At 74.5% G+C, this 18,327-nt stretch carries 15 protein-coding genes and 1 pseudogene; 7 read left to right on the top strand and 9 right to left on the bottom strand.

The genetic code is table 11. The features are described from left to right. Positions 1–135: 135 nt before the first annotated feature. Positions 136–1,056: an oxidoreductase gene (locus F1615_RS34495; RefSeq protein ID WP_149552989.1), complete on the top strand. Its 921-nt coding sequence runs from the start codon at positions 136–138 to the stop codon at positions 1,054–1,056. A 165-nt stretch (positions 1,057–1,221) separates the two neighbouring features. Here F1615_RS34495 and nirD read toward each other — a convergent pair whose 3' ends face one another. From nirD to F1615_RS34480, 3 genes are read right to left on the bottom strand one after another with little or no spacing between them, the layout of a single operon-like run. Further along, positions 1,222–1,572 (bottom strand): nitrite reductase small subunit NirD, encoded by a 351-nt coding sequence (gene nirD / locus F1615_RS34490; protein ID WP_149552988.1) that lies wholly within the window; start codon positions 1,570–1,572, stop codon positions 1,222–1,224. Further along, positions 1,569–4,166: a nitrite reductase large subunit NirB gene (gene nirB / locus F1615_RS34485; protein WP_167533947.1), complete on the bottom strand. Its 2,598-nt coding sequence runs from the start codon at positions 4,164–4,166 to the stop codon at positions 1,569–1,571. Before nirB ends, nirD begins: the two co-directional genes overlap by 4 nt. Then, positions 4,166–5,383, bottom strand: a complete 1,218-nt coding sequence (locus F1615_RS34480; RefSeq protein WP_149552987.1) for an NAD(P)/FAD-dependent oxidoreductase — start codon at positions 5,381–5,383, stop codon at positions 4,166–4,168. Before F1615_RS34480 ends, nirB begins: the two co-directional genes overlap by 1 nt. A gap of 225 nt (positions 5,384–5,608) precedes the next feature. Here F1615_RS34480 and F1615_RS34475 point away from each other — a divergent pair, with 225 nt between their 5' ends. After that, a complete protein-coding gene (locus tag F1615_RS34475; protein WP_149552986.1) occupies positions 5,609–6,391 on the top strand; it encodes a sulfite exporter TauE/SafE family protein in 783 nt (260 codons plus the stop codon). 33 nt (positions 6,392–6,424) lie between these two features. On the opposite strand, the gene F1615_RS34470 is transcribed toward F1615_RS34475, so the two are convergent. The 6 genes from F1615_RS34470 to F1615_RS34445 all read right to left on the bottom strand — a co-directional run bounded on the left by F1615_RS34470 (position 6,425) and on the right by F1615_RS34445 (position 12,157). Beyond that, positions 6,425–6,991: a class F sortase gene (locus tag F1615_RS34470; protein ID WP_244328958.1), complete on the bottom strand. Its 567-nt coding sequence runs from the start codon at positions 6,989–6,991 to the stop codon at positions 6,425–6,427. Positions 6,992–7,192: 201 nt separating this feature from the next. Continuing rightward, complete coding sequence (locus tag F1615_RS34465; RefSeq protein ID WP_149552984.1) at positions 7,193–7,759, bottom strand: hypothetical protein; 567 nt, start codon at positions 7,757–7,759, stop codon at positions 7,193–7,195. 473 nt (positions 7,760–8,232) lie between these two features. Then, on the bottom strand, positions 8,233–8,649 hold the full coding sequence (locus F1615_RS34460) for a gamma-glutamylcyclotransferase family protein (RefSeq protein ID WP_149552983.1): 417 nt from the start codon (positions 8,647–8,649) through the stop codon (positions 8,233–8,235). A gap of 80 nt (positions 8,650–8,729) precedes the next feature. Then, positions 8,730–10,976: a molybdopterin oxidoreductase family protein gene (locus F1615_RS34455; RefSeq protein WP_149552982.1), complete on the bottom strand. Its 2,247-nt coding sequence runs from the start codon at positions 10,974–10,976 to the stop codon at positions 8,730–8,732. 109 nt (positions 10,977–11,085) lie between these two features. Continuing rightward, positions 11,086–11,442, bottom strand: coding sequence for a DNA-binding protein (locus F1615_RS34450; protein WP_149552981.1), 357 nt, complete (start codon positions 11,440–11,442; stop codon positions 11,086–11,088). A gap of 10 nt (positions 11,443–11,452) precedes the next feature. After that, positions 11,453–12,157 (bottom strand): SanA/YdcF family protein, encoded by a 705-nt coding sequence (locus tag F1615_RS34445; RefSeq protein WP_149552980.1) that lies wholly within the window; start codon positions 12,155–12,157, stop codon positions 11,453–11,455. Positions 12,158–12,369: 212 nt separating this feature from the next. On the opposite strand from F1615_RS34445, the gene F1615_RS34440 reads away from it, so the two are divergent. From F1615_RS34440 to F1615_RS34420, 5 genes and pseudogenes are all read left to right on the top strand, one after another. Further along, a complete protein-coding gene (locus F1615_RS34440) occupies positions 12,370–13,170 on the top strand; it encodes a sirohydrochlorin chelatase (RefSeq protein ID WP_149552979.1) in 801 nt (266 codons plus the stop codon). Between the two features lie 49 nt (positions 13,171–13,219). After that, positions 13,220–14,530: a deoxyguanosinetriphosphate triphosphohydrolase gene (locus F1615_RS34435; protein ID WP_149552978.1), complete on the top strand. Its 1,311-nt coding sequence runs from the start codon at positions 13,220–13,222 to the stop codon at positions 14,528–14,530. A gap of 92 nt (positions 14,531–14,622) precedes the next feature. Beyond that, positions 14,623–15,888, top strand: a complete 1,266-nt coding sequence (locus tag F1615_RS34430) for an NAD(P)/FAD-dependent oxidoreductase (RefSeq protein WP_149552977.1) — start codon at positions 14,623–14,625, stop codon at positions 15,886–15,888. A gap of 66 nt (positions 15,889–15,954) precedes the next feature. Next, a complete protein-coding gene (dnaG, locus tag F1615_RS34425; RefSeq protein WP_149552976.1) occupies positions 15,955–17,883 on the top strand; it encodes a DNA primase in 1,929 nt (642 codons plus the stop codon). A gap of 116 nt (positions 17,884–17,999) precedes the next feature. Continuing rightward, a pseudogene (locus F1615_RS34420) lies at positions 18,000–18,327 on the top strand (RNA polymerase sigma factor); the annotation flags it as partial.

The following is an 18,327-nucleotide window of genomic DNA, read 5'->3' as shown; positions in this document are numbered from 1 at the left end:
GGTGCGAGGGTGCTGAAGCTAGTGGGGTGCGGATGGTGTGGTGGGGATATGAACTTCCCGTGATGCGAACGTGACGTGACCGGAGGGTAGCTCTCCGCCATGCGACCGTCGGTCCGTTCCTCTTAGGCTGAACCCATGACCGGCTGGAGCACGCACGACATCCCCGACCGGAGCGGTCGCCGCGCCGTGGTCACCGGGGCCAACAGCGGACTCGGTTTCGTCGTCGCACGGGAGCTGGCCCGCGGGGGCGCCGGGGTGGTGCTCGCCTGCCGCAGCGAGGCGCGGGGGAGCCGGGCCCTGGCGCGGCTGCACGCCGAGGTGCCGGGCGCCGACGCGGAGGTGCGGCGGCTGGACCTCGGAGACCTGGCGTCGGTGCGGGAGTTCGCGGCCACGCTGCCGTACGAGCGGGTCGACCTGCTCGTCAACAACGCCGGCGTCATGGCACTGCCGTACGGGACGACCGCGGACGGGTTCGAGACGCAGTTCGGGGTGAACCACCTCGGGCACTTCGCCCTCACCGGGCTGCTGATGCCGGCGCTGCTCGCGGCACCGGGCGCGCGGATCGTGACCGTGTCCAGCTTCATGCACGTGCTGGCCAACATCGACCCGCGCGACCTCAACAGCGAGCGGCGGTACCGGCGCTGGGTCGCCTACGCCCGCTCCAAGTCCGCCAACCTGCTCTTCACGCACGAGCTGGCCCGCAGGCTCGCGGCGCACGGCGCTGACGTGGTGGCGGCCGCCGCCCATCCCGGGTACGCGGCCACCAACCTCCAGACCGCGGGACCGCGCGCCGAGGGACGGCGACTGGCCGAGCGGGTGGTGCGGCTCGGCAACCGCGTCGTCGCCCAGTCCGCCGAGGCGGGCGCGCTGCCCGTGCTGTACGCGGCGACCGCGCCCGGCGTCCGCCCGGACGCGTTCGTCGGACCGTCCTTCGCCATGTGGCGCGGGGCGCCCGCGCCCTCGTGGCGGGCACCCTGGACCCTCGACGACAGGGCGGCGGAGCGGCTGTGGGCCGCCTCGGAGGAGCTGACGGGCGTGGCGTACGACGGCCTGTGACGGTCGGCCGCGGCGGGACCGCCACCGCCGTGAACGTCGACCGAGTCGCCGACGCGGACGGCGGTGCCGGGGACGCCGGAGCGCGGGTCGGTGATCGAGCGGCTGGACCCGCACGCCGGCCCGGTGCGACCCGGACCGGACGGGAACCCGGCCGCCCCCGGCCGGTCAGGCCGCCTTCACCTCGTACGCCGTCACCCGGACCGTCTCGTCGTCCAGGCACTGACCCGATTCCAGGTCGAAGCGCTGCTTCAGGAGCGGGGAGGCGACGAAGGGGCGGCCCTGGTGGGTGCCGGTCAGGCCGCGGGAGAGGACCGCGGCGCCGGTGAAGGGGTCGCGGTTGTCGATGGCGTAGAGGCGGCCGGAGCGGTCGGCGAAGACGGCGACCTGGCGGCCGTCGGGCAGGAGGGCCGCCACCCCGCGGCCCGGGAGCAGCGTGCTCAGGTCGCAGACCGTGAACCAGTCGTCCGTGAGGCGGAGCCGAACCTTCAGGTCGGTGGTCTCGAGGGTCAGGGTCATCGCGTCGCGGTTCCTTCCAGGATGTCGTCGGCGGGGCGCAGGCCGATGTTCAGCAGCGGCAGGTCGGGCTTGATCTGGTCGCGCTCGGGGACGAAGGCGACCACCGGGTCGGGGGTGTCGGGCGCGTTCACGAAGGACACGAAGCGGGCGAGCTTCTCCGGGTCGCCGATGGCCTCGGCCCACTCGTCGCGGTAGTGGGAGACATGGGCGGCCATCAGGGCCTCCAGCTCGTCGCAGATGCCGAGCGAGTCGTGGACGACCACGTCCCGTACGTGGTCCAGGCCGCCGGGGATCCGGTCCAGCCAGACGCTGGTGCGCTCCAGGCGGTCGGCGGTGCGGATGTAGAACATCAGGAACCGGTCGATGAGACGGACGAGTTCGGCGTCCGAGAGGTCCTGGGCGAGCAGATCGGCGTGGCGCGGGGTGGCGCCGCCGTTGCCGCCGACGTAGAGGTTCCAGCCGTTGGCGGTGGCGATGACGCCGAAGTCCTTCGACTGGGCCTCCGCGCACTCGCGCTGGCAGCCGGAGACCGCCGACTTGAGCTTGTGCGGGGAGCGCAGCCCCCGGTAGCGCAGCTCCAGGTCGATCGCCATGCGTACGGAGTCCTGGACGCCGTACCGGCACCAGGTCTGTCCGACGCAGGACTTCACCGTGCGCAGCGACTTGCCGTAGGCGTGGCCGGACTCGAAGCCGGCGTCGACCAGGCGGGCCCAGATCAGCGGGAGCTGTTCGACGCGGGCGCCGAACATGTCGATGCGCTGGCCGCCGGTGATCTTCGTGTAGAGGTTGAAGTCGCGGGCGATCTCGCCGATGACGATCAGCTTCTCGGGGGCGATCTCCCCGCCGGGGATGCGCGGCACGACCGAGTACGAGCCGTTCTTCTGCAGATTGGCCAGGAAGTGGTCGTTGGTGTCCTGCAGGGCGGCCTGTTCGCCGTCCAGGACGTGCGTGCCGGCGCCGATCGTCGGGGCGAGGGAGGCGATGATCGAGCCGACCGCCGGCTTGCACACCTCGCAGCCGTCGCCGCCCCGGGCGGTCTCGCGGCCGTGCCGGTCGAGCAGCTCCCGGTAGGAGGTGACGCGCAGGGCCAGGACGATCTCGTACAGCTCCTCGCGGGTCTGCGAGAAGCAGGCGCACAGGCCCTTGTCGACCTCGACGCCGCTCGCCTCCAGCTCGGCGTTGACCAGCTGGCCCAGCACCTTCACGCAACTGCCGCAGCCGGTACCGGCCTTGGTGCACTTCTTCACCTCGGGCACGGTGGTGCACCGGTGGTCGGTGACCGCGGCGCGGATGGTGCCCTTGGTGACGTTGTGGCAGGAGCAGACGACGGCGTCGTCGGGGAGCGCGGAGGGACCGAGCTGGGCCGGGGCCCCGGCGCCGGCGGGCAGCACCAGCGACTCCGGGGCGACGGGCGGCACCGAGCCGGTGAAGGCGCGCAGCGTGCCGTACGCCTCGGCGTCGCCGACCAGGATGCCGCCGAGCAGTGTCCCGTCGCGGCCGATGACCAGCTTCTTGTACAGGCCGGCGCGGGAGTCGGAGTAGACGACGTCCAGGCAGTCCCCGGCGGTGCCGTGCGCGTCGCCGAAGGACGCCACGTCCACGCCGAGCAGCTTCAGCTTGGTGGACAGGTCGGCGCCGGTGAAGGCGGCCTCGTCCTCGGCGATCGTCGCGGCGACGGTCGCCGCCTGCTCGTAACCGGGGGCGACCAGGCCGTACACCCGGCCGTCGGCGGCCAGGGCGCACTCGCCGATGGCGAACACGTGCGGGTCGGTGACCGTGCGGCACTGCTCGTCGACCGCGACGCCGCCGCGCTCGCCGACGTCGAGGCCGCAGGCGCGGGCCAGCTGGTCGCGGGGGCGGACACCGGCGGAGAACACCACCAGGTCGGTGGCGAGTTCGCTGCCGTCGGACAGTTTCATGCCGGTGACGGCGCCCGCGTCGTCGGTCACGATCTCCTGCGTGCCGACACCCGTGTGGACGCTCAGGCCCATGTCCTCGATGGTGCGCAGCAGCGCCGCGCCACCGCCCTCGTCGACCTGCACCGGCATCAGGCGCGGGGCGAACTCCACGATGTGGGTGTTCAGCCCGAGGCCCTTGAGCGCGCCCGCCGCCTCCAGGCCCAGCAGACCGCCGCCGACCACCGCACCGGTCGTCGACCTGCGCGCGTACTCCTCGATGGCGAGCAGGTCCTCGATGGTGCGGTAGACGAAGCAGCCCTCGGCGTCCTTGTTCGGCACCGGCGGCACGAACGGGTAGGAGCCGGTGGCCAGGACCAGGACGTCGTAGCCGACGACCAGCCCCGAGCGGGCGGTCACCTCGCGCGCCGCGCGGTCGACGGTCTCCGCCGGGTCGCCGACGTGCAGCTCGATGCCGTGCGCCTCGATGAACGCCAGGTCCGTCATGGACAGGTCCTCGGGGGTCTTCCCCGAGAAGTACGAGGTGAGCTGGACGCGGTCGTACGCCGGACGCGGCTCCTCGCACAGCACGACCACGCGGTGCGTGGCGGTCAGGCCGCGCTCGGCGAGCGCCTCGAGGAAACGCTGGCCGACCATGCCGTGGCCGACGAGCACGATGGTCGGTGTGTCCGTGGACATCAGGAGCCTCCGTCGTTGGTGAGCAGGTGGAGCAGGGGCCCGCCGTCGGACGGGAGCGGCTCTGCTCCCTCCCAGGCGCGCGCGAGGGCGCCGACGGTGCCGAGTTCGCCGACCAGGACTCCGCCGACCAGGCGGTCGTCGCGGACGACGACCTTGCGGTAGGTGCCGCGGGTGGCGTCGGTGAGCTGGACGACGTCGTCGCCCGGCAGCGCCTCGGTCTCGCCGAACGCGGCCAGGTCGAAGGGGCTGTCGGGACCGGTGAGGGTGAGCCGGGTCAGGGAGCGGGTGCCGGTGTAGCGGGCGGAGGCGTCCCCGGCGAGCAGCGCGGCGAGCGCGTCGGCCTGTTCCAGGGCCGGGGCGGCGAGGCCGTACACCGTGCCGGCGTGCTGGACGCAGTCGCCGACGGCGTGGACGTACGGGTCGGAGGTGCGCAGCTCGTCGTCGACGACGATGCCCTTGCGGACCTCGAGCCCGGCGGCCTGGGCGAGACCGGTCCTCGGGTGGACCCCGCAGGCCAGGACCACGAGGTCGGCGTCGAGGGCGTATCCGTCGGCCATCTCCACCGAGCGGACGGCGCCGGCGGCGCAGCGCACGTCCCGCACCCGGCACTCGGTGTGCACCTCCACGCCGAGGCCGGTCAGATACCGCTCGATGAGCGTGGAGGCGGCCGGGTCGAGCCGGCGTTCCATGAGCCGCCCGGCCTGCTGGGCGAGGACGACCTGTGCGCCGCGCACGGCGAGGGCGCGGGCCGCGGAGACGCCGAGCAGACCGCCGCCGATCACCACCGCCCGCACTCCAGGCCCTACCGCCTTGGCCAGGCCCAGGCAGTCGTCCATGGTGCGGAACGCGTGCACGCCCTCGGGCAGCTCGTGGTCCGCGGTGAACAGGCCCCGCAGCGGCGGCAGCACGGGGTTGGAGCCGGTGGCCAGGACCAGCCGGCCGTATCCGATCACCGAACCGTCGGCGCACGCGACGGTCCGCGCGGCGCGGTCGATCCCGGTGACCCGGGCCCGGACCAGGCCCGCGGGCGCCGGCAGGGCGATCACCTCGGGGCTGTAGCGCCCGGCCAGCACCTCGGCGAGCAGCACCCTGTTGTACGGACGGTGCTCCTCCTCGCCGATCAGCGTGACGGGCGTGCCGAGCTCGCCGAGCCGCCGGGCGAGTCGTACGCCCGCGAGGCCGGAGCCGATCACCACCACACGCTCATTCGAGGTCATGTCCCCGAGCGTGCGGTGCGGGTGTTACCCGGCAGCATCACCTCTGTTTCCCGCGCGGAACGCTGCCCTCAGCGGGAGCGGGGGGTGGATGTGAGGCTTCCCGGAGCGGCCGGGGCGCCGGTGTGAGGAGGCCGGCGGGGGCCGACGGGGGCCGGCGGAAGGCCAACCTCAATAAACGCTCATCTTGATGGACGCACCATCTATCCCGTCCCTAGGCTCGCGGCCATGCCCGACATCTCGCTCACCACGGTCGTCCTGCTCTGTCTGGCCGCCCTCGCCGCAGGCTGGATCGACGCCGTGGTCGGCGGCGGCGGGCTGCTGCTCCTGCCCGCCCTGCTGCTGGGGCTCCCCTCGGGAACCCCGGCCGCGCACGCGCTGGGCACCAACAAGGCGGTCGCGATCGTAGGCACCACGGGTGCGGCGGTCACCTACGCCCGCAAGGCGCCGGTCGACGTGCGGACGGCCGTGCGCATCGGGCTGGCCGCCCTCGCCGGTTCGTCGGCCGGGGCCTTCTTCGCGGCCGGGATGAGCACCGAGGTCCTCAAACCGGTGATCATGGTGGTGCTGCTCGCCGTCGCCGCCTTCGTGATCCTGCGCCCCGCCTTCGGCACGGCCCCCGCCACCGGTCCGGCCACCCGCCGGCAGATCCTCGCCGCGATCGGCCTGGGCGGCCTGGGCATCGGCTTCTACGACGGCCTCGTCGGCCCCGGCACGGGCACGTTCCTCGTGCTGGCGCTCACCGCTCTGCTCCACCTCGACCTGGTCACCGCCTCCGCCACCGCCAAGATCGTCAACTGCTGCACCAACGCCGGCGCGCTGGCGACGTTCGCCTGGCAGGGCGCGGTGCTGTGGCAGCTGGCGGCGCTGATGGCGGTGTTCAACCTGGCGGGCGGCACGCTCGGCGCCCACACGGCCCTGAAGAAGGGCAGCGGCTTCGTCCGCGTCGTCCTGCTGACGGTCGTCCTCGCCCTGGTGGCGAACCTGGCGTACGAGCAGTGGCTGGCCTGAGCGCACGGACGGGCGGACTCGGCCTGGGGCCGGTCAGCGGGTGTCCGTCAGGTGGGCGTAGACGACGACGTTCCCGCGGTAGCCGGTGGTGGGCGAGTAGCCGCCGCCGCACGTGATGACGCGGAGCTCGGGGCGGGGCGCCGCGCCGTACACCTTCCTGTCGGGGAAGTCCCGCGCGTCGTACACCTCGACCGCGTCCACCGTGAACACGGCGACACGGCCGTCGCGCCGGTCCACCTCGATGGTGCCGCCCTTGCGCAGTGCGCCGAGGGAGTAGAAGACGGCGGGGCCGTCGGCGTTGTCGACGTGACCCGCGACGATCGCGGTGCCCCGCTCGCCGGGGGTGGTGCCGGCCGCGTACCAGCCGGCGAGGTTCTTCCGGTCGGCGGGCGGGACCTCGAGGCTGCCGGTCCTCGTCAGGCCGAGGCCGGTCAGGGGCGCGTCCACGTCGATCGCGGGGATGCGGACGCGGTCCGGCGGGGAGGGCGGCAGCGCGGGCGCCGCGGACCGGCCGGCGCTGCGGTCGTCGGCCCTCGTGTGCGCCTGGGCGGGCGACGGCTGCGGCGGGGTGTCCCCCCGCCCGTCGCGCAGCAGCAGCATCCCGGAGCACAGGGCGAGCACGGTGACGGCGGTTATCGCTGCGTTGCTCGGACCCCCGGTCCTGCGGAACCTGCGGCGCGTCACGGACTGGACCTCATCTCGGGTCGGTCCCCGTACCCCCCTCCGGGCCGCGAGGGGCGTCGGACCCGGAGGGGGAGGGGACATGCGGTACCGGCGGGGACGGGCAGCGGAGGGTGCCCGTCAGATCCCGTCGCCTCTCGCCCGGCGATGCAGGAGCCAGGTACCGCCCGCGGCGGCGACGGCGAGAGCCGTCACACCGGCCGCGGTCTGCACGGGGTCGGGGCCCAGCGCGCCACCGACCCCCGTCTTCACACTTCCTCGCGGATGCACCTGCTGCGACTCCGGCGTCAGCGTGACCATCAGGTCACCGGCCACCCGCCGGCCGCTCCCGGCGCACGTCGCGACGATCTCGTACGTCCCCGGCTGCGCGCCAGGCGGCACCTGGAACTGTCCGATCGCGTCCCGCTCGTGCGCGCTCGGCGTCAGCGTGAACCGGCCGGCGCCCACGGCGGAGGCGTCGCCCGCGACCGTGCCCTCGTCGCCGCACACCGCGGTGTTCACCGTCACCTGCGCGCCCGGCGCGGCCGACGACGGGTACACCTCCAGGCTCCCGGCCGGCGTGCCGTGCGACTCCCCGGCGTACGCGGGCGGCGCGGCCAGCAGCCCCGCGGTGGCCACGGCGAGCGCGGCGCCGGTCAGACCGGTCGTGCCGGGGAGGCCGGTCAGCAGCCGGACGGTACGTCGCATCGATGCTCCCTCGAGCTCACGGAAGGGGACCCGGCCCGCGGCACCCCCATGTGCCGCCGTCGGACGCGTCCCTGCCCCTCCGAGGTAAGTGCCACCGGGCCGTCACCGCCCGCTGAGGAAGCGTCAGGAGGCGGGCTGAACGGGTGTCGGACCGCACCCGTACGGCCGCGGCCCTCACCGCGTTTCAGCAGGTCACCGGCGCCGTCCCGAACGGAACGCGAAGACGCACCCGATGGGTGCGCGGCGCGGGGGTGAACGGGTGACCGGCGCGTCCGCGAGGATCGCGCGGCCGTGACGCCGCCGGGGCGCGGCCGGCGGGGCAGTGGTGAACCACGCGTACGCCGGGGACGTGATCCGCCCCGGAACCGGCCCGGGGCCGGGCGGCGAGGAGCATCCCTCGCCGGCGCGCCCGGGCGGCCGGCGCCACCCGGGTCCGGGCACCTGAGGGAGCAGGACCACGAGCCGAGGGGGCGTCAGGACCTCACCCCGCGCCACTCGCCGCCCTCGACCGGCTTCCCCCGTGCCCGCAGCCGCGCGGCGACGGCGGGCGCGGCGACGTACACCCACGCGCGCACCGCCGTGCCGTCCGCGTCGCGCAGGACCTCCCTCGCCACCCGCTCGTACAGGTTGCGCGGGCCGCCCGGCACGTACTCCTCCAGCCTGTCCAGCTCGGCGAGCAGCCCCGGGTACGCCTCCGGCAGCGCGGTCACCAGCTCCCCGCTCACCGCGCCGCCCGGCTCCTCGACGGCGTACGGGTATCCGGGCCCCTCGTACAGCGTCGCGTCCCGGAGCCGGCCGGGTTCCTCGCGCAGGGTGCGGCCGCGCAGGAACAGGTCGTGGTTGCGCTCGCCGGGGCGGAGCGTGCCGTAGACGAAGAAGGGGAGGATCACCTGGTCTCCTGCGAGTGGGCTCCGGCGTGCGCGCCGGGGTGAGGGTATCTCCCCTGCCGGAGACCCCCCGCAGGGGACTCTCAGGGGCGTACCGCCTCCAGCCGTACCGCGCACGCCTTGAACTCCGGCATCCGGGAGACCGGGTCGAGGGCCGGGTTGGTGAGGGTGTTGGCGCGGCCCTCGCCGGCCCAGTGGAACGGCATGAAGACCGTGTCGGGGCGGATCGCGGTGGTGATCCGCGCCGGTGCCACGGCCCGCCCCCGCCGGGACACCACGGCCACCGGGTCGCCCTCGGCCGCGCCGAGCCGCTCCGCGAGCCGGGGGTGCAGCTCCACGAACGGGCCGGGGGCGGCGGCGTTCAGCTCGTCGACCCGCCGGGTCTGCGCGCCGGACTGGTACTGCGCCACGACCCGCCCGGTGGTCAGCAGCACGGGGTACTCGTCATCGGGCTCCTCGGCGACCGCCCGGTACGACACGGGCACGAACCGCGCCCGCCCGTCCTCGGTGGCGAACCGGTCGAGGAACAGGCGCGGGGTGCCGGGGTGGACGCCTGCCTCGGTGCCGTCGCCGTCGCCGTCGGCCCGCGCCGGGTCGTCGGGCAGGGCGTCGAGCGCGGCGTCCTCGGCGTCGGCGGCGTCCACCGGGCCGGTCCCGGTGGAGTCCGCGGCGGGCGGGCCGTCCGCCGCGGACGGCGTGGGCGGGCCGCCCGCGGGGCACGGCCAGAAGACGCCGTTCTCCTCGGCCAGCCGCCGGTAGGTGATCCCGGAGTAGTCCGCGGGCCCGCCCGCGGACGCCCGGCGCAGTTCCGCGAAGACCTCCTCGGGGTCGGTCGGGAAGCCCTTCTCCAGGTTCCGTCCGCCGCCCAGCCGCGCGGCCAGTTCGTGCAGGACCTCCAGGTCGCTGCGGACCCCCTCCGGCGGGGTGAGGGCCCGGCGGCGCAGCAGCACGCGGCCCTCCAGGTTCGTCGTCGTCCCCGTCTCCTCCGCCCACTGCGTCACCGGCAGGACGACGTCGGCGAGCGCGGCCGTCTCGGACAGGACCACGTCGCACACCGCGAGGAAGTCCAGCGAGCGGATCCGCTCCTCGACGTGGGCGGCGCGCGGCGCCGACACCACCGGGTTGGACCCCATCAGCAGCAGCGCGCGGATGTCCGTCCCGAGCGCGTCGAGGAGTTCGTACGCGCTGCGCCCCGGCCCGGGCAGCGTGTCGGGGTCCACGCCCCACACCCCGGCGACGTGGGCCCGCGCCGCCGGGTCGGTCAGCTTGCGGTAACCGGGCAACTGGTCGGCCTTCTGGCCGTGCTCGCGCCCGCCCTGCCCGTTGCCCTGCCCGGTGAGGCACCCGTACCCGGACAGCGGCCGGCCCGCCCGCCCCGTCGCCAGGCACAGGTTGATCCACGCGCCCACCGTGTCCGTGCCCTTGGCCTGCTGCTCGGGCCCGCGCGCGGTCAGCACCATCGCGGCCCCGGGCTCGCAGAACATCCGGACCGCCGCCCGCAGTTCGGGCACGGACACACCGGTGATCCGCTCCACGTACTCCGGCCAGTGCGCCATCGCGGCGGCCCGGGTCTCCTCCCAGCCGACGGTGCGCTCCCGGACGTAGGCCTCGTCGGTGCGGCCCTCGGCGACCACCAGGTGCAGCAGCCCCAGCGCCAGCGCGAGATCCGTGCCGGGGCGCGGCGCCAGATGCAGATCGGCCTGCTCGGCGGTCCTCGTACGGCGCGGGTCGACGACGACCAGCGTGCCGCCGTTCTCCTTCAGCTCGGTGATGTACCGCAGGAACGGCGGCATGGTCTCCGCCGGGTTCGACCCGACGAGGATGACGCAGCCGGTCCTCGGGATGTCCTCCAGCGGGAAGGGCAGCCCACGGTCGAGACCGAACGCCCTGCCTCCCGCCGCCGCCGCGGACGACATGCAGAACCGCCCGTTGTAGTCGATCTGGGAGGTGCCCAGCACCACCCGGGCGAACTTCCCGAGGCCGTAGGCCTTCTCGTTGGTCAGCCCGCCCCCGCCGAACACCCCGACCGCGTCCGCCCCGTACTCCGCCCGGGTACGCCCCAGCCCCTCGGCGATCCGGTCCAGCGCCTCCCCCCAGGAGGCGGGCACCAGCGCACCCCCCTCGGACCGCACCAGCGGCGAGGTCAGCCGTACGGCCGGTGACAGGACGGCCGGCGCCGTACGCCCCTTCCCGCACAGTGCCCCCCGGTTCACCGGGAAGTCCGCGCGCTCACTCACCTCGACGCCCGTCCCGTCCGGGGCCGGCGTCAGGTTCATCCCGCACTGCAGCGCGCAGTAGGGGCAGTGCGTGGGCGTCACGGTGTTCTGCATGCGGTTCACCCTGCGCCGCCGGTGTTACGCGGCGCGCCGGCCCCTGTTACACGCCCGGTACGGCGGCCTCCCCGCCGCCCGCGGCCCGCGGTGAGGTGCGCAGGCCCGCTCAGACGCCGATCAGCCGGACACGGTCACCGCACAGCCGGGACATGTCGTCGACGTCGGACGTCAGTACGGCCACCGGGCCCGGCCGGCGCAGTGCGGTCCCGGCCACCGTCGCGTCGATCGCGTACTCGTGCCCGTGCAGGCCCGCGGCCTTGAGCGGCTCCGCCGACGCCTTGGCCGCCTGCTCGGTCACCGGCTCGGCCCTGACACGGGACAGCGCCCACCGCAGCCGGGCCGTGCGCATCCGCGCGTGGCTCACCTCCACGATGGTGCTGGCCCCGACGACGACGTCCGCACCCATACCGTGGAAGACCTGGAACATCGCGAGAATTCCGCGGTCCTGCGCATACCGCGACATGCGTGGCCGGTCATCGCCGTGTCCGGTCCGCGCGGGCCCGTGCCAGGGCCTGTCCGACCCCCGCCTCCCGGGGTCCCAGGAACCGCGGATCCGGACGGAACGCCGCGTCCAGCGCCGCCTTCCCCGCCGCGAGGACCTCCCGGACGCCCCCGTAGTACCAGGTGGCGTCGTGGGGTTCGTCGACACCGACGCCGTGCGAGGAGACGCCGGCCGCCTCGCACAGCGCCACCGCCCGGCGGATGTGGAAGCCCTGGCTGATCAGCACGGCGCGGTCCACGCCGAAGATCCTCTTCGCGCGGACGCAGGAGTCCCAGGTGTCGAAGCCCGCGTAGTCGCTGACGATCCGCGCGTCGGGAACGCCGTGCCGGGTGAGGTAGGCGCGCATCGCGTCGGGCTCGTCGTAGTCCTCACGGCTGTTGTCGCCGGTGACCAGCACCACCTCGATCCGCCCCGCGCGGTACAGCTCCGCCGCCGCGTCCAGCCGGTGCGCGAGGTACGGCGACGGCTCCCCGTCCCACAGGCCCGCCCCGAAGACCACGGCCACGTCGGTGCGCGGCACGTCGGCGGCGGCGCGCAGCCGGTCGCCCGTCGTCAGCCGCAGCCAGGTCGCCGGAAGCAGCGCCAGCACGCACACCGCCACCACCGCCCGCACCAGCCGCCGCTGCCCCGTACGGGTACGCGGCAGACGCGGACGGCGAACTGCGAAACGGCGCATCGGACGGGCCCCTCCCGGTCGGTCCCCGACCCGGAGAGACGCCCCACCGCGCCCCGCGGTTCACCGCCCGCCCTGTGACCGGCTTCACGCCGCCGGACGAAGCCACAGGTGGAACGGCCTCACACCCGCGGCGGTCCCCGCGGTGAACCGCCGGAAAACACCCGACACGCACGCGCAACGGGGAGGCAACATCCCGCGGCCACGATCGGTGCATGACGGCGCACACCCCGAACCGCGACGCCCGGCACCGCCCGGCCGCCCCGCCCCCCGCTCTCGTCGTCGTGGCCCACGGCAGCCGCGACCCGCGCGCGCTGGCCACCGTACGGCGGCTCCTGGACGGGGTCCGCGCACTGCGCCCCGGCCTGCCCGTGCACCTGGGCCACATCGAGCTCAACGCGCCCCTGCTCCCCGACACCCTCGCCGAGCTGGACGCGCAGGGCACCGGGGCGGCCGTGCTCGTGCCGCTGCTGCTCAGCCGGGGCCACCACGTCAAGCGGGACATCCCCGAGGCGGCCGCCGGGGCACGCCTGCACGCGCGCGTGGCCGCACCCCTCGGCCCGCACCCGCTGCTCGTGGACGCCCTGCACACCCGCCTCACCGAGGCCGGCTGGCGCACCCCCGCGGACGCCGCCGCCCGCCGCGCGAGCGGCGTCGTGCTCGCCGCCGCCGGATCCCGCGACCCCGAGGCGAGGGTCGACACCCACCGCACCGCGCGGCTGCTCGCCGAACGGCTCGGCGTCCCCGTCGTCCCCGCCTACGCCTCCGCCGCCGCCCCCACCGTGCCCGACGCCCTGCGCGCCCTGGCCGCACGGGGCCGCTCCCGCGTCGCCGTCGCCTCCTACTTCACCGCTCCCGGCCGCTTCGCCACGGAGTGCGCCGCGGCGGCCCCCGGGATCGCCGCCGCCCCCCTCGGCACCCACCCCGCGATGGCCCGCCTCGTCCTGCACCGCTACGACCAGGTCCTCCGCGCCAGGACCCCGGTCACCGGACCGGCCGCCCTCCTGACGGCGTGAAACGACCACCGCGGACCGGGATGTCGGCGGCCGGGGCTACTGTCGGTGCATGGAAGGCATCACATCCGACACACCCGCGACGCCGTACGAGAACCACGTCCCGCCCGCCGGGTACGACCCGTCGGACGTCGAGCGCTGGGCCTCCGAACCCGACAAACGCCCCGGCCGCACCGCCTTCCAGCGCGACCGCGCGCGCGTGCTGCACTCCGCGTCCCTGCGCCGCCTCGCCGGGAAGACGCAGGTCGTCACGCCGGGGGAGCGCAGCCAGATGTGGGACGCCAGCCCCCGCACCCGCCTCACCCACTCCCTCGAATGCGCCCAGGTCGGCCGCGAGCTCGGCGCCGCCCTCGGCTGCGACCCCGACCTCGTCGAGGCCGCCTGCCTCTCCCACGACCTGGGGCACCCGCCCTTCGGGCACAACGGCGAACAGGCGCTGAACGAGTTCGCGGAGGACTGCGGCGGCTTCGAGGGCAACGCCCAGTCGCTCCGCCTCCTCACCCGCATCGAACCCAAGCGGTTCACCCCGGAGGGCTCCGTCGGCCTCAACCTCACCCGCGCCGCCCTCGACGCGGCCACCAAGTACCCCTGGCCGCGCGGCGCCCACCCCACCGACCCGGCCTCACCGAAGTTCGGCGTCTACGAGGACGACCGCCCCGTCTTCGACTGGGTCCGCAAGGGCGCCCCCGGCACCCGCACCTGCTTCGAGGCCCAGGTCATGGACTGGGCCGACGACGTCGCCTACTCGGTGCACGACGTGGAGGACGGCCTGCACGCCGGCCACATCGACCCCAACTGCCTGCACGCCGAGCCCGAACGCCGGGCGGTCTTCGCCGTGGCCGTGGGACGGTACGTCCCCGCGGACACCGACCCCGCCGAACTGGCCGAGGCCCTCGACCGCCTCCTCGCCCAGGAGTGGTGGCCGCACGGCTACGACGGCACCGCCGTCGCCCAGGCCCGCCTCAAGGACGCCACCAGCCAGCTCATCGGCCGCTTCTGCCTCGCCGCCGAGGGCGCCACCCGGCAGGCCTTCGGCAGCGGTCGTCTCACAAGATACGGGGCCGAGCTGGTCGTACCGCGCGGCACCCGCATGGAGTGCGCGGTCCTCAAGGCGGTCGCCGACCGGTACGTCATGCAGCGAGCCGAGCAGGAACTGCTCCGCGCCGACCAGCGCGTCGTCGTCGCCGAACTCGCCGAGGCGCTCACCGCCCGCGCCCCCGACGGCCTCGACCCCCAGTTCCGCACCCTGTTCGACCGGGCCCCGGACGACCGCGCCCGCAAGAGGGTGGTCGTCGACCAGATCGCGTCCCTCACGGACGCCTCGGCCCGCTCGCTCCACGCCCGGCTCACGGGGCAGTCGTGACCCGCTTGGCCTGATCGGGTCACTCCCCCTTCCGGGATCATTCCGGGTGCGGGACGCTCGCAGGTGGCTACACCGTAACGAGGAGGCATCACGTGGTCGACGCGGATCAGACTTTCGTCATCGTCGGGGGCGGACTGGCCGGCGCCAAGGCGGCCGAGACGCTGAGAGCGGAGGGCTTCACCGGCCGCGTGATACTGATCTGCGACGAGCGCGACCACCCGTACGAGCGTCCGCCCCTGTCCAAGGGCTACCTCCTCGGCAAGGACGAACGCGACAGCGTCTTCGTGCACGAGCCCGCCTGGTACGCGCGCCACGACATCGAGCTGCACCTCGGCCAGACCGTCGACGCCGTCGACCGCGCCGCGCGGACCGTCCGCTTCGGCGACGACGGCACCACCGTCCGCTACGACAAGCTGCTGCTCGCCACCGGCGCCGAGCCGCGCCGCCTGGACGTCCCGGGCACGGACCTTGCGGGCGTCCACCATCTGCGCCGCCTCGCCCACTCCGAACGCCTCAAGGGCGTCCTCGCCTCCCTCGGCCGGGACAACGGCCATCTGGTGATCGCGGGCGCCGGCTGGATCGGCCTGGAGATCGCGGCCGCGGCCCGCCGGTACGGCGCGGAGGTCACCGTCGTCCACCGGGGACAGACCCCGCTGCACTCGGTCCTCGGCCCCGAGCTCGGGCAGCTCTTCGCCGAGCTGCACCGCGAGCACGGCGTCCGCTTCCACTTCGGCGCCACGCTCACCGAGATCACCGGCCAGGACGGCATGGTCCTCGCCGCCCGCACCGACGACGGCGAGGAGCACCCCGCGCACGCCGTCCTCGCGGCGATCGGCGCGGCCCCGCGCGTCGCCCTCGCCGAGGCGGCGGGCCTTCGGCTCGCGGACCGCGAGGCCGGCGGCGGCGTCCTCGTCGACGAGCGGCTGCGCACGTCCGACCCGGACATCTACGCGGCCGGCGACGTCGCGTCCTTCCCGCACGCCCTGTTCGACACGCGGCTGCGCGTGGAGCACTGGGCCAACGCCCTCAACGGCGGCCCGGCGGCCGCCCGCTCCATGCTGGGCCGGGGCGAGACCTACGACCGCGTCCCCTACTTCTTCACCGACCAGTACGACCTGGGGATGGAGTACTCCGGGTGGGCGCCGCCCGGCTCGTACGACCAGGTGGTCATCCGGGGCGACGCGGCGAAGCGCGAGTTCATCGCGTTCTGGGTGAAGGAAGGACGCGTGCTCGCGGGGATGAACGTGAATGTGTGGGATGTCACGGACCCGATCCAGGGACTGATCCGGAGCGGGGCCCCGGTGGACACGGAGGCCCTGGCGGACCCGCATGTGCCCCTGGAGAGCCTCGGAGCCTAGGGCCCCGCGCCCCTCGCGGGGCGCGCACGCCCCGGAGGTGTCACAGCGCCCCCGTAGAATTCACGCGTGGCTGGGCGGATCAATGATGAGGACGTGAAGGCGGTTCGGGACGCGGTCCCGATCGACGCCGTGGTGTCCGAGTACCTCCAGCTGCGGGGCGCGGGCGGCGGGAACCTCAAGGGCCTGTGCCCCTTCCACGACGAGAAGTCGCCGTCCTTCCAGGTCAGCCCGAGCAAGGGACTCTTCCACTGCTTCGGCTGCCAGGAGGGCGGCGACACCATCACATTCGTGATGAAGATCGACCACCTCTCCTTCTCGGAGGCGGTCGAGCGCCTCGCCGGACAGGCCGGCATCACCCTGCGCTACGAGGAGGGCGGGTACAACCCCACCCACCAGCGCGGCGAGCGCATCCGCCTGGTCGAGGCCCACAAGATCGCCGCCGAGTGGTACGCGGAACAGCTCGCGACGTCCCCCGAGGCGGACACCGGGCGGGTCTTCCTCGCCGACCGCGGCTTCGACCAGGCCGCCGCCCTCCATTTCGGCGTCGGCTACAGCCCCCAGGGCTGGGACCACCTCACCCGCTTCCTGCGCGGCAAGGGCTTCAGCGACAAGGAGCTGATCCTCTCCGGTCTCTCCCAGGAGGGCCGCCGCGGCCCCATCGACCGCTTCCGCGGCCGGCTGATGTGGCCGATCCGCGACATCGGCGGAGACGTCGTCGGCTTCGGCGCCCGCAAGCTCTACGAGGCGGACAACGGCCCGAAGTACCTCAACACCCCCGACACCGCGATCTACAAGAAGTCCCAGGTGCTCTACGGCATCGACCTGGCGAAGAAGGACATCGCGAAGTCCTCCCGCGCGGTCGTCGTCGAGGGCTACACCGACGTCATGGCCTGCCACCTCGCGGGCGTCACGACCGCCATCGCCACCTGCGGCACCGCCTTCGGCGGCGACCACATCAAGATCCTCCGCCGGCTGCTGATGGACAACGGCAGCGCACGCGTGATCTTCACCTTCGACGGCGACGCGGCCGGCCAGAAGGCGGCCCTGCGCGCCTTCGAGGACGACCAGAAGTTCGCCGCCGAGACGTACATCGCCATCGCCCCGGACGGCATGGACCCCTGCGACCTGCGTCTCGCCAAGGGCGACGAGGCCGTCGCCGACCTCGTCGAACCCCGCACCCCGCTCTTCGAGTTCGCCCTGCGCCAGGTCGTCCGCCGCTACGACCTGGACACCCCGGCCGGCCGCGCCGGGGCCCTCGACGAAGCGGCCCCGATCGTCGCCCGCATCAAGAACAGCGGCGCCCAGCACGAGGTCGCCGTCCAGCTCGCGGGCATGCTCGGCATCCTCGACACCCAGTTCGTCGTCAAGCGGGTCGCCCAGCTCGCCCGCTGGGCCCGCGACCGCGGCGGCAAGGGCCCGGCCCCCGACCGCCGCCGGCCCGGCGGAGCCTCCCAGCAGTACGCCGCGGCCCCCGCCGGGCAGTCCCCGCGCGGCCCCGCCCTCAACCTCCGCAACCCGGTCTTCGCCACCGAACGCGAGCTGCTCAAACTCGCCCTCCAGCGCCCGGAACTGGTCTCCCCGGCCTTCGACGCGTACGGCATCGACGAGTTCACCGCGCCGCCCTACGCGGCCGTACGCCAGGCGATCCTGGACGCGGGCGGCGCGGAGTACGGCATCCAGGACCCGCAGGAGTACCTGATCCGGGTGCGCGACGCCGCCCCCGACGACACCGTCCGCGCCATGGTCACCGAGCTCGCCGTCGAGGCGATCATGCTGCACCGGGGCGTCAAGGAGGTCGACGAGACCTACGCGGGCGCCCAGCTGGTCACGGTCCGGCGCCGCGCCGTGGAGCGCCGCATCCGCGACATCACCGGCCGCCTCACCCGCCTCGGCGCCCACGGCGACCCGGCCGAACTGGCCGCCGTCCAGAACGAACTGTGGGTCCTCCAGCAGTACGACCAGGCCCTGCGCGCACACGGCGCGGCGGCGCTGTGACACCGGCCGGCGCGGGTACCCGCCGGCCCGGGTGAGCGCGCGGTCACGCACCGGACGCAAAAAGTCACCGCACGCCCCTCGTGGGGACGATGTGCCGTACCCCACACTGGGGTGCGGTGCCTGAGTCATCGGAGCGCGGCCGATCCGTCACCGACGGGTCCCGGACATCCGCGGTTCCGCTCATCGCGTACGGGACGGACAGCGGCGAGGCCGCCGGCTCCGCCCCCGAAGTGCCGCTGTCGTCCCCCCTGGCAGCGATCATCCTGGAGGTCGCCCCCGTGCAGACCCAGACCCAGACCCTCACCCAGCCCGGCGCGGACGTTCTCGTCGCCATGCCCCCGCAGGGCCGCGCCGCGCACCACCCCGAGACACCGCCGGAGCCCGCCGACCCCCCGGCCGGGGCCCGGCAGCCGGCCGAACCCGCCGATCCGGCCGAACCCGCCG

Source organism: Streptomyces marokkonensis (assembly GCF_008312835.1).
GTDB classification, from domain to species: domain Bacteria; phylum Actinomycetota; class Actinomycetes; order Streptomycetales; family Streptomycetaceae; genus Streptomyces; species Streptomyces marokkonensis_A.
Note: the sequence above shows the minus strand (reverse complement) of the source record. Positions and strands in the feature narration are given on the sequence as shown.

Bases quoted from the DNA above. Each gene is read 5' to 3' on its own strand.
- F1615_RS34475 (WP_149552986.1), top strand. From the start codon at position 5,609: ATGCCCGACATCTCGCTCACCACGGTCGTCCTGCTCTGTCTGGCCGCC.
- F1615_RS34470 (WP_244328958.1), bottom strand. From the start codon at position 6,991: ATGCTGCTGCTGCGCGACGGGCGGGGGGACACCCCGCCGCAGCCGTCG.
- F1615_RS34495 (WP_149552989.1), top strand. From the start codon at position 136: ATGACCGGCTGGAGCACGCACGACATCCCCGACCGGAGCGGTCGCCGC.
- F1615_RS34480 (WP_149552987.1), bottom strand. From the start codon at position 5,383: ATGACCTCGAATGAGCGTGTGGTGGTGATCGGCTCCGGCCTCGCGGGC.
- F1615_RS34440 (WP_149552979.1), top strand. From the start codon at position 12,370: ATGACGGCGCACACCCCGAACCGCGACGCCCGGCACCGCCCGGCCGCC.
- F1615_RS34435 (WP_149552978.1), top strand. From the start codon at position 13,220: ATGGAAGGCATCACATCCGACACACCCGCGACGCCGTACGAGAACCAC.
- nirD (WP_149552988.1), bottom strand. From the start codon at position 1,572: ATGACCCTGACCCTCGAGACCACCGACCTGAAGGTTCGGCTCCGCCTC.
- nirB (WP_167533947.1), bottom strand. From the start codon at position 4,166: ATGTCCACGGACACACCGACCATCGTGCTCGTCGGCCACGGCATGGTC.
- F1615_RS34455 (WP_149552982.1), bottom strand. From the start codon at position 10,976: ATGCAGAACACCGTGACGCCCACGCACTGCCCCTACTGCGCGCTGCAG.
- F1615_RS34450 (WP_149552981.1), bottom strand. From the start codon at position 11,442: ATGTCGCGGTATGCGCAGGACCGCGGAATTCTCGCGATGTTCCAGGTC.
- F1615_RS34445 (WP_149552980.1), bottom strand. From the start codon at position 12,157: ATGCGCCGTTTCGCAGTTCGCCGTCCGCGTCTGCCGCGTACCCGTACG.
- F1615_RS34465 (WP_149552984.1), bottom strand. From the start codon at position 7,759: ATGCGACGTACCGTCCGGCTGCTGACCGGCCTCCCCGGCACGACCGGT.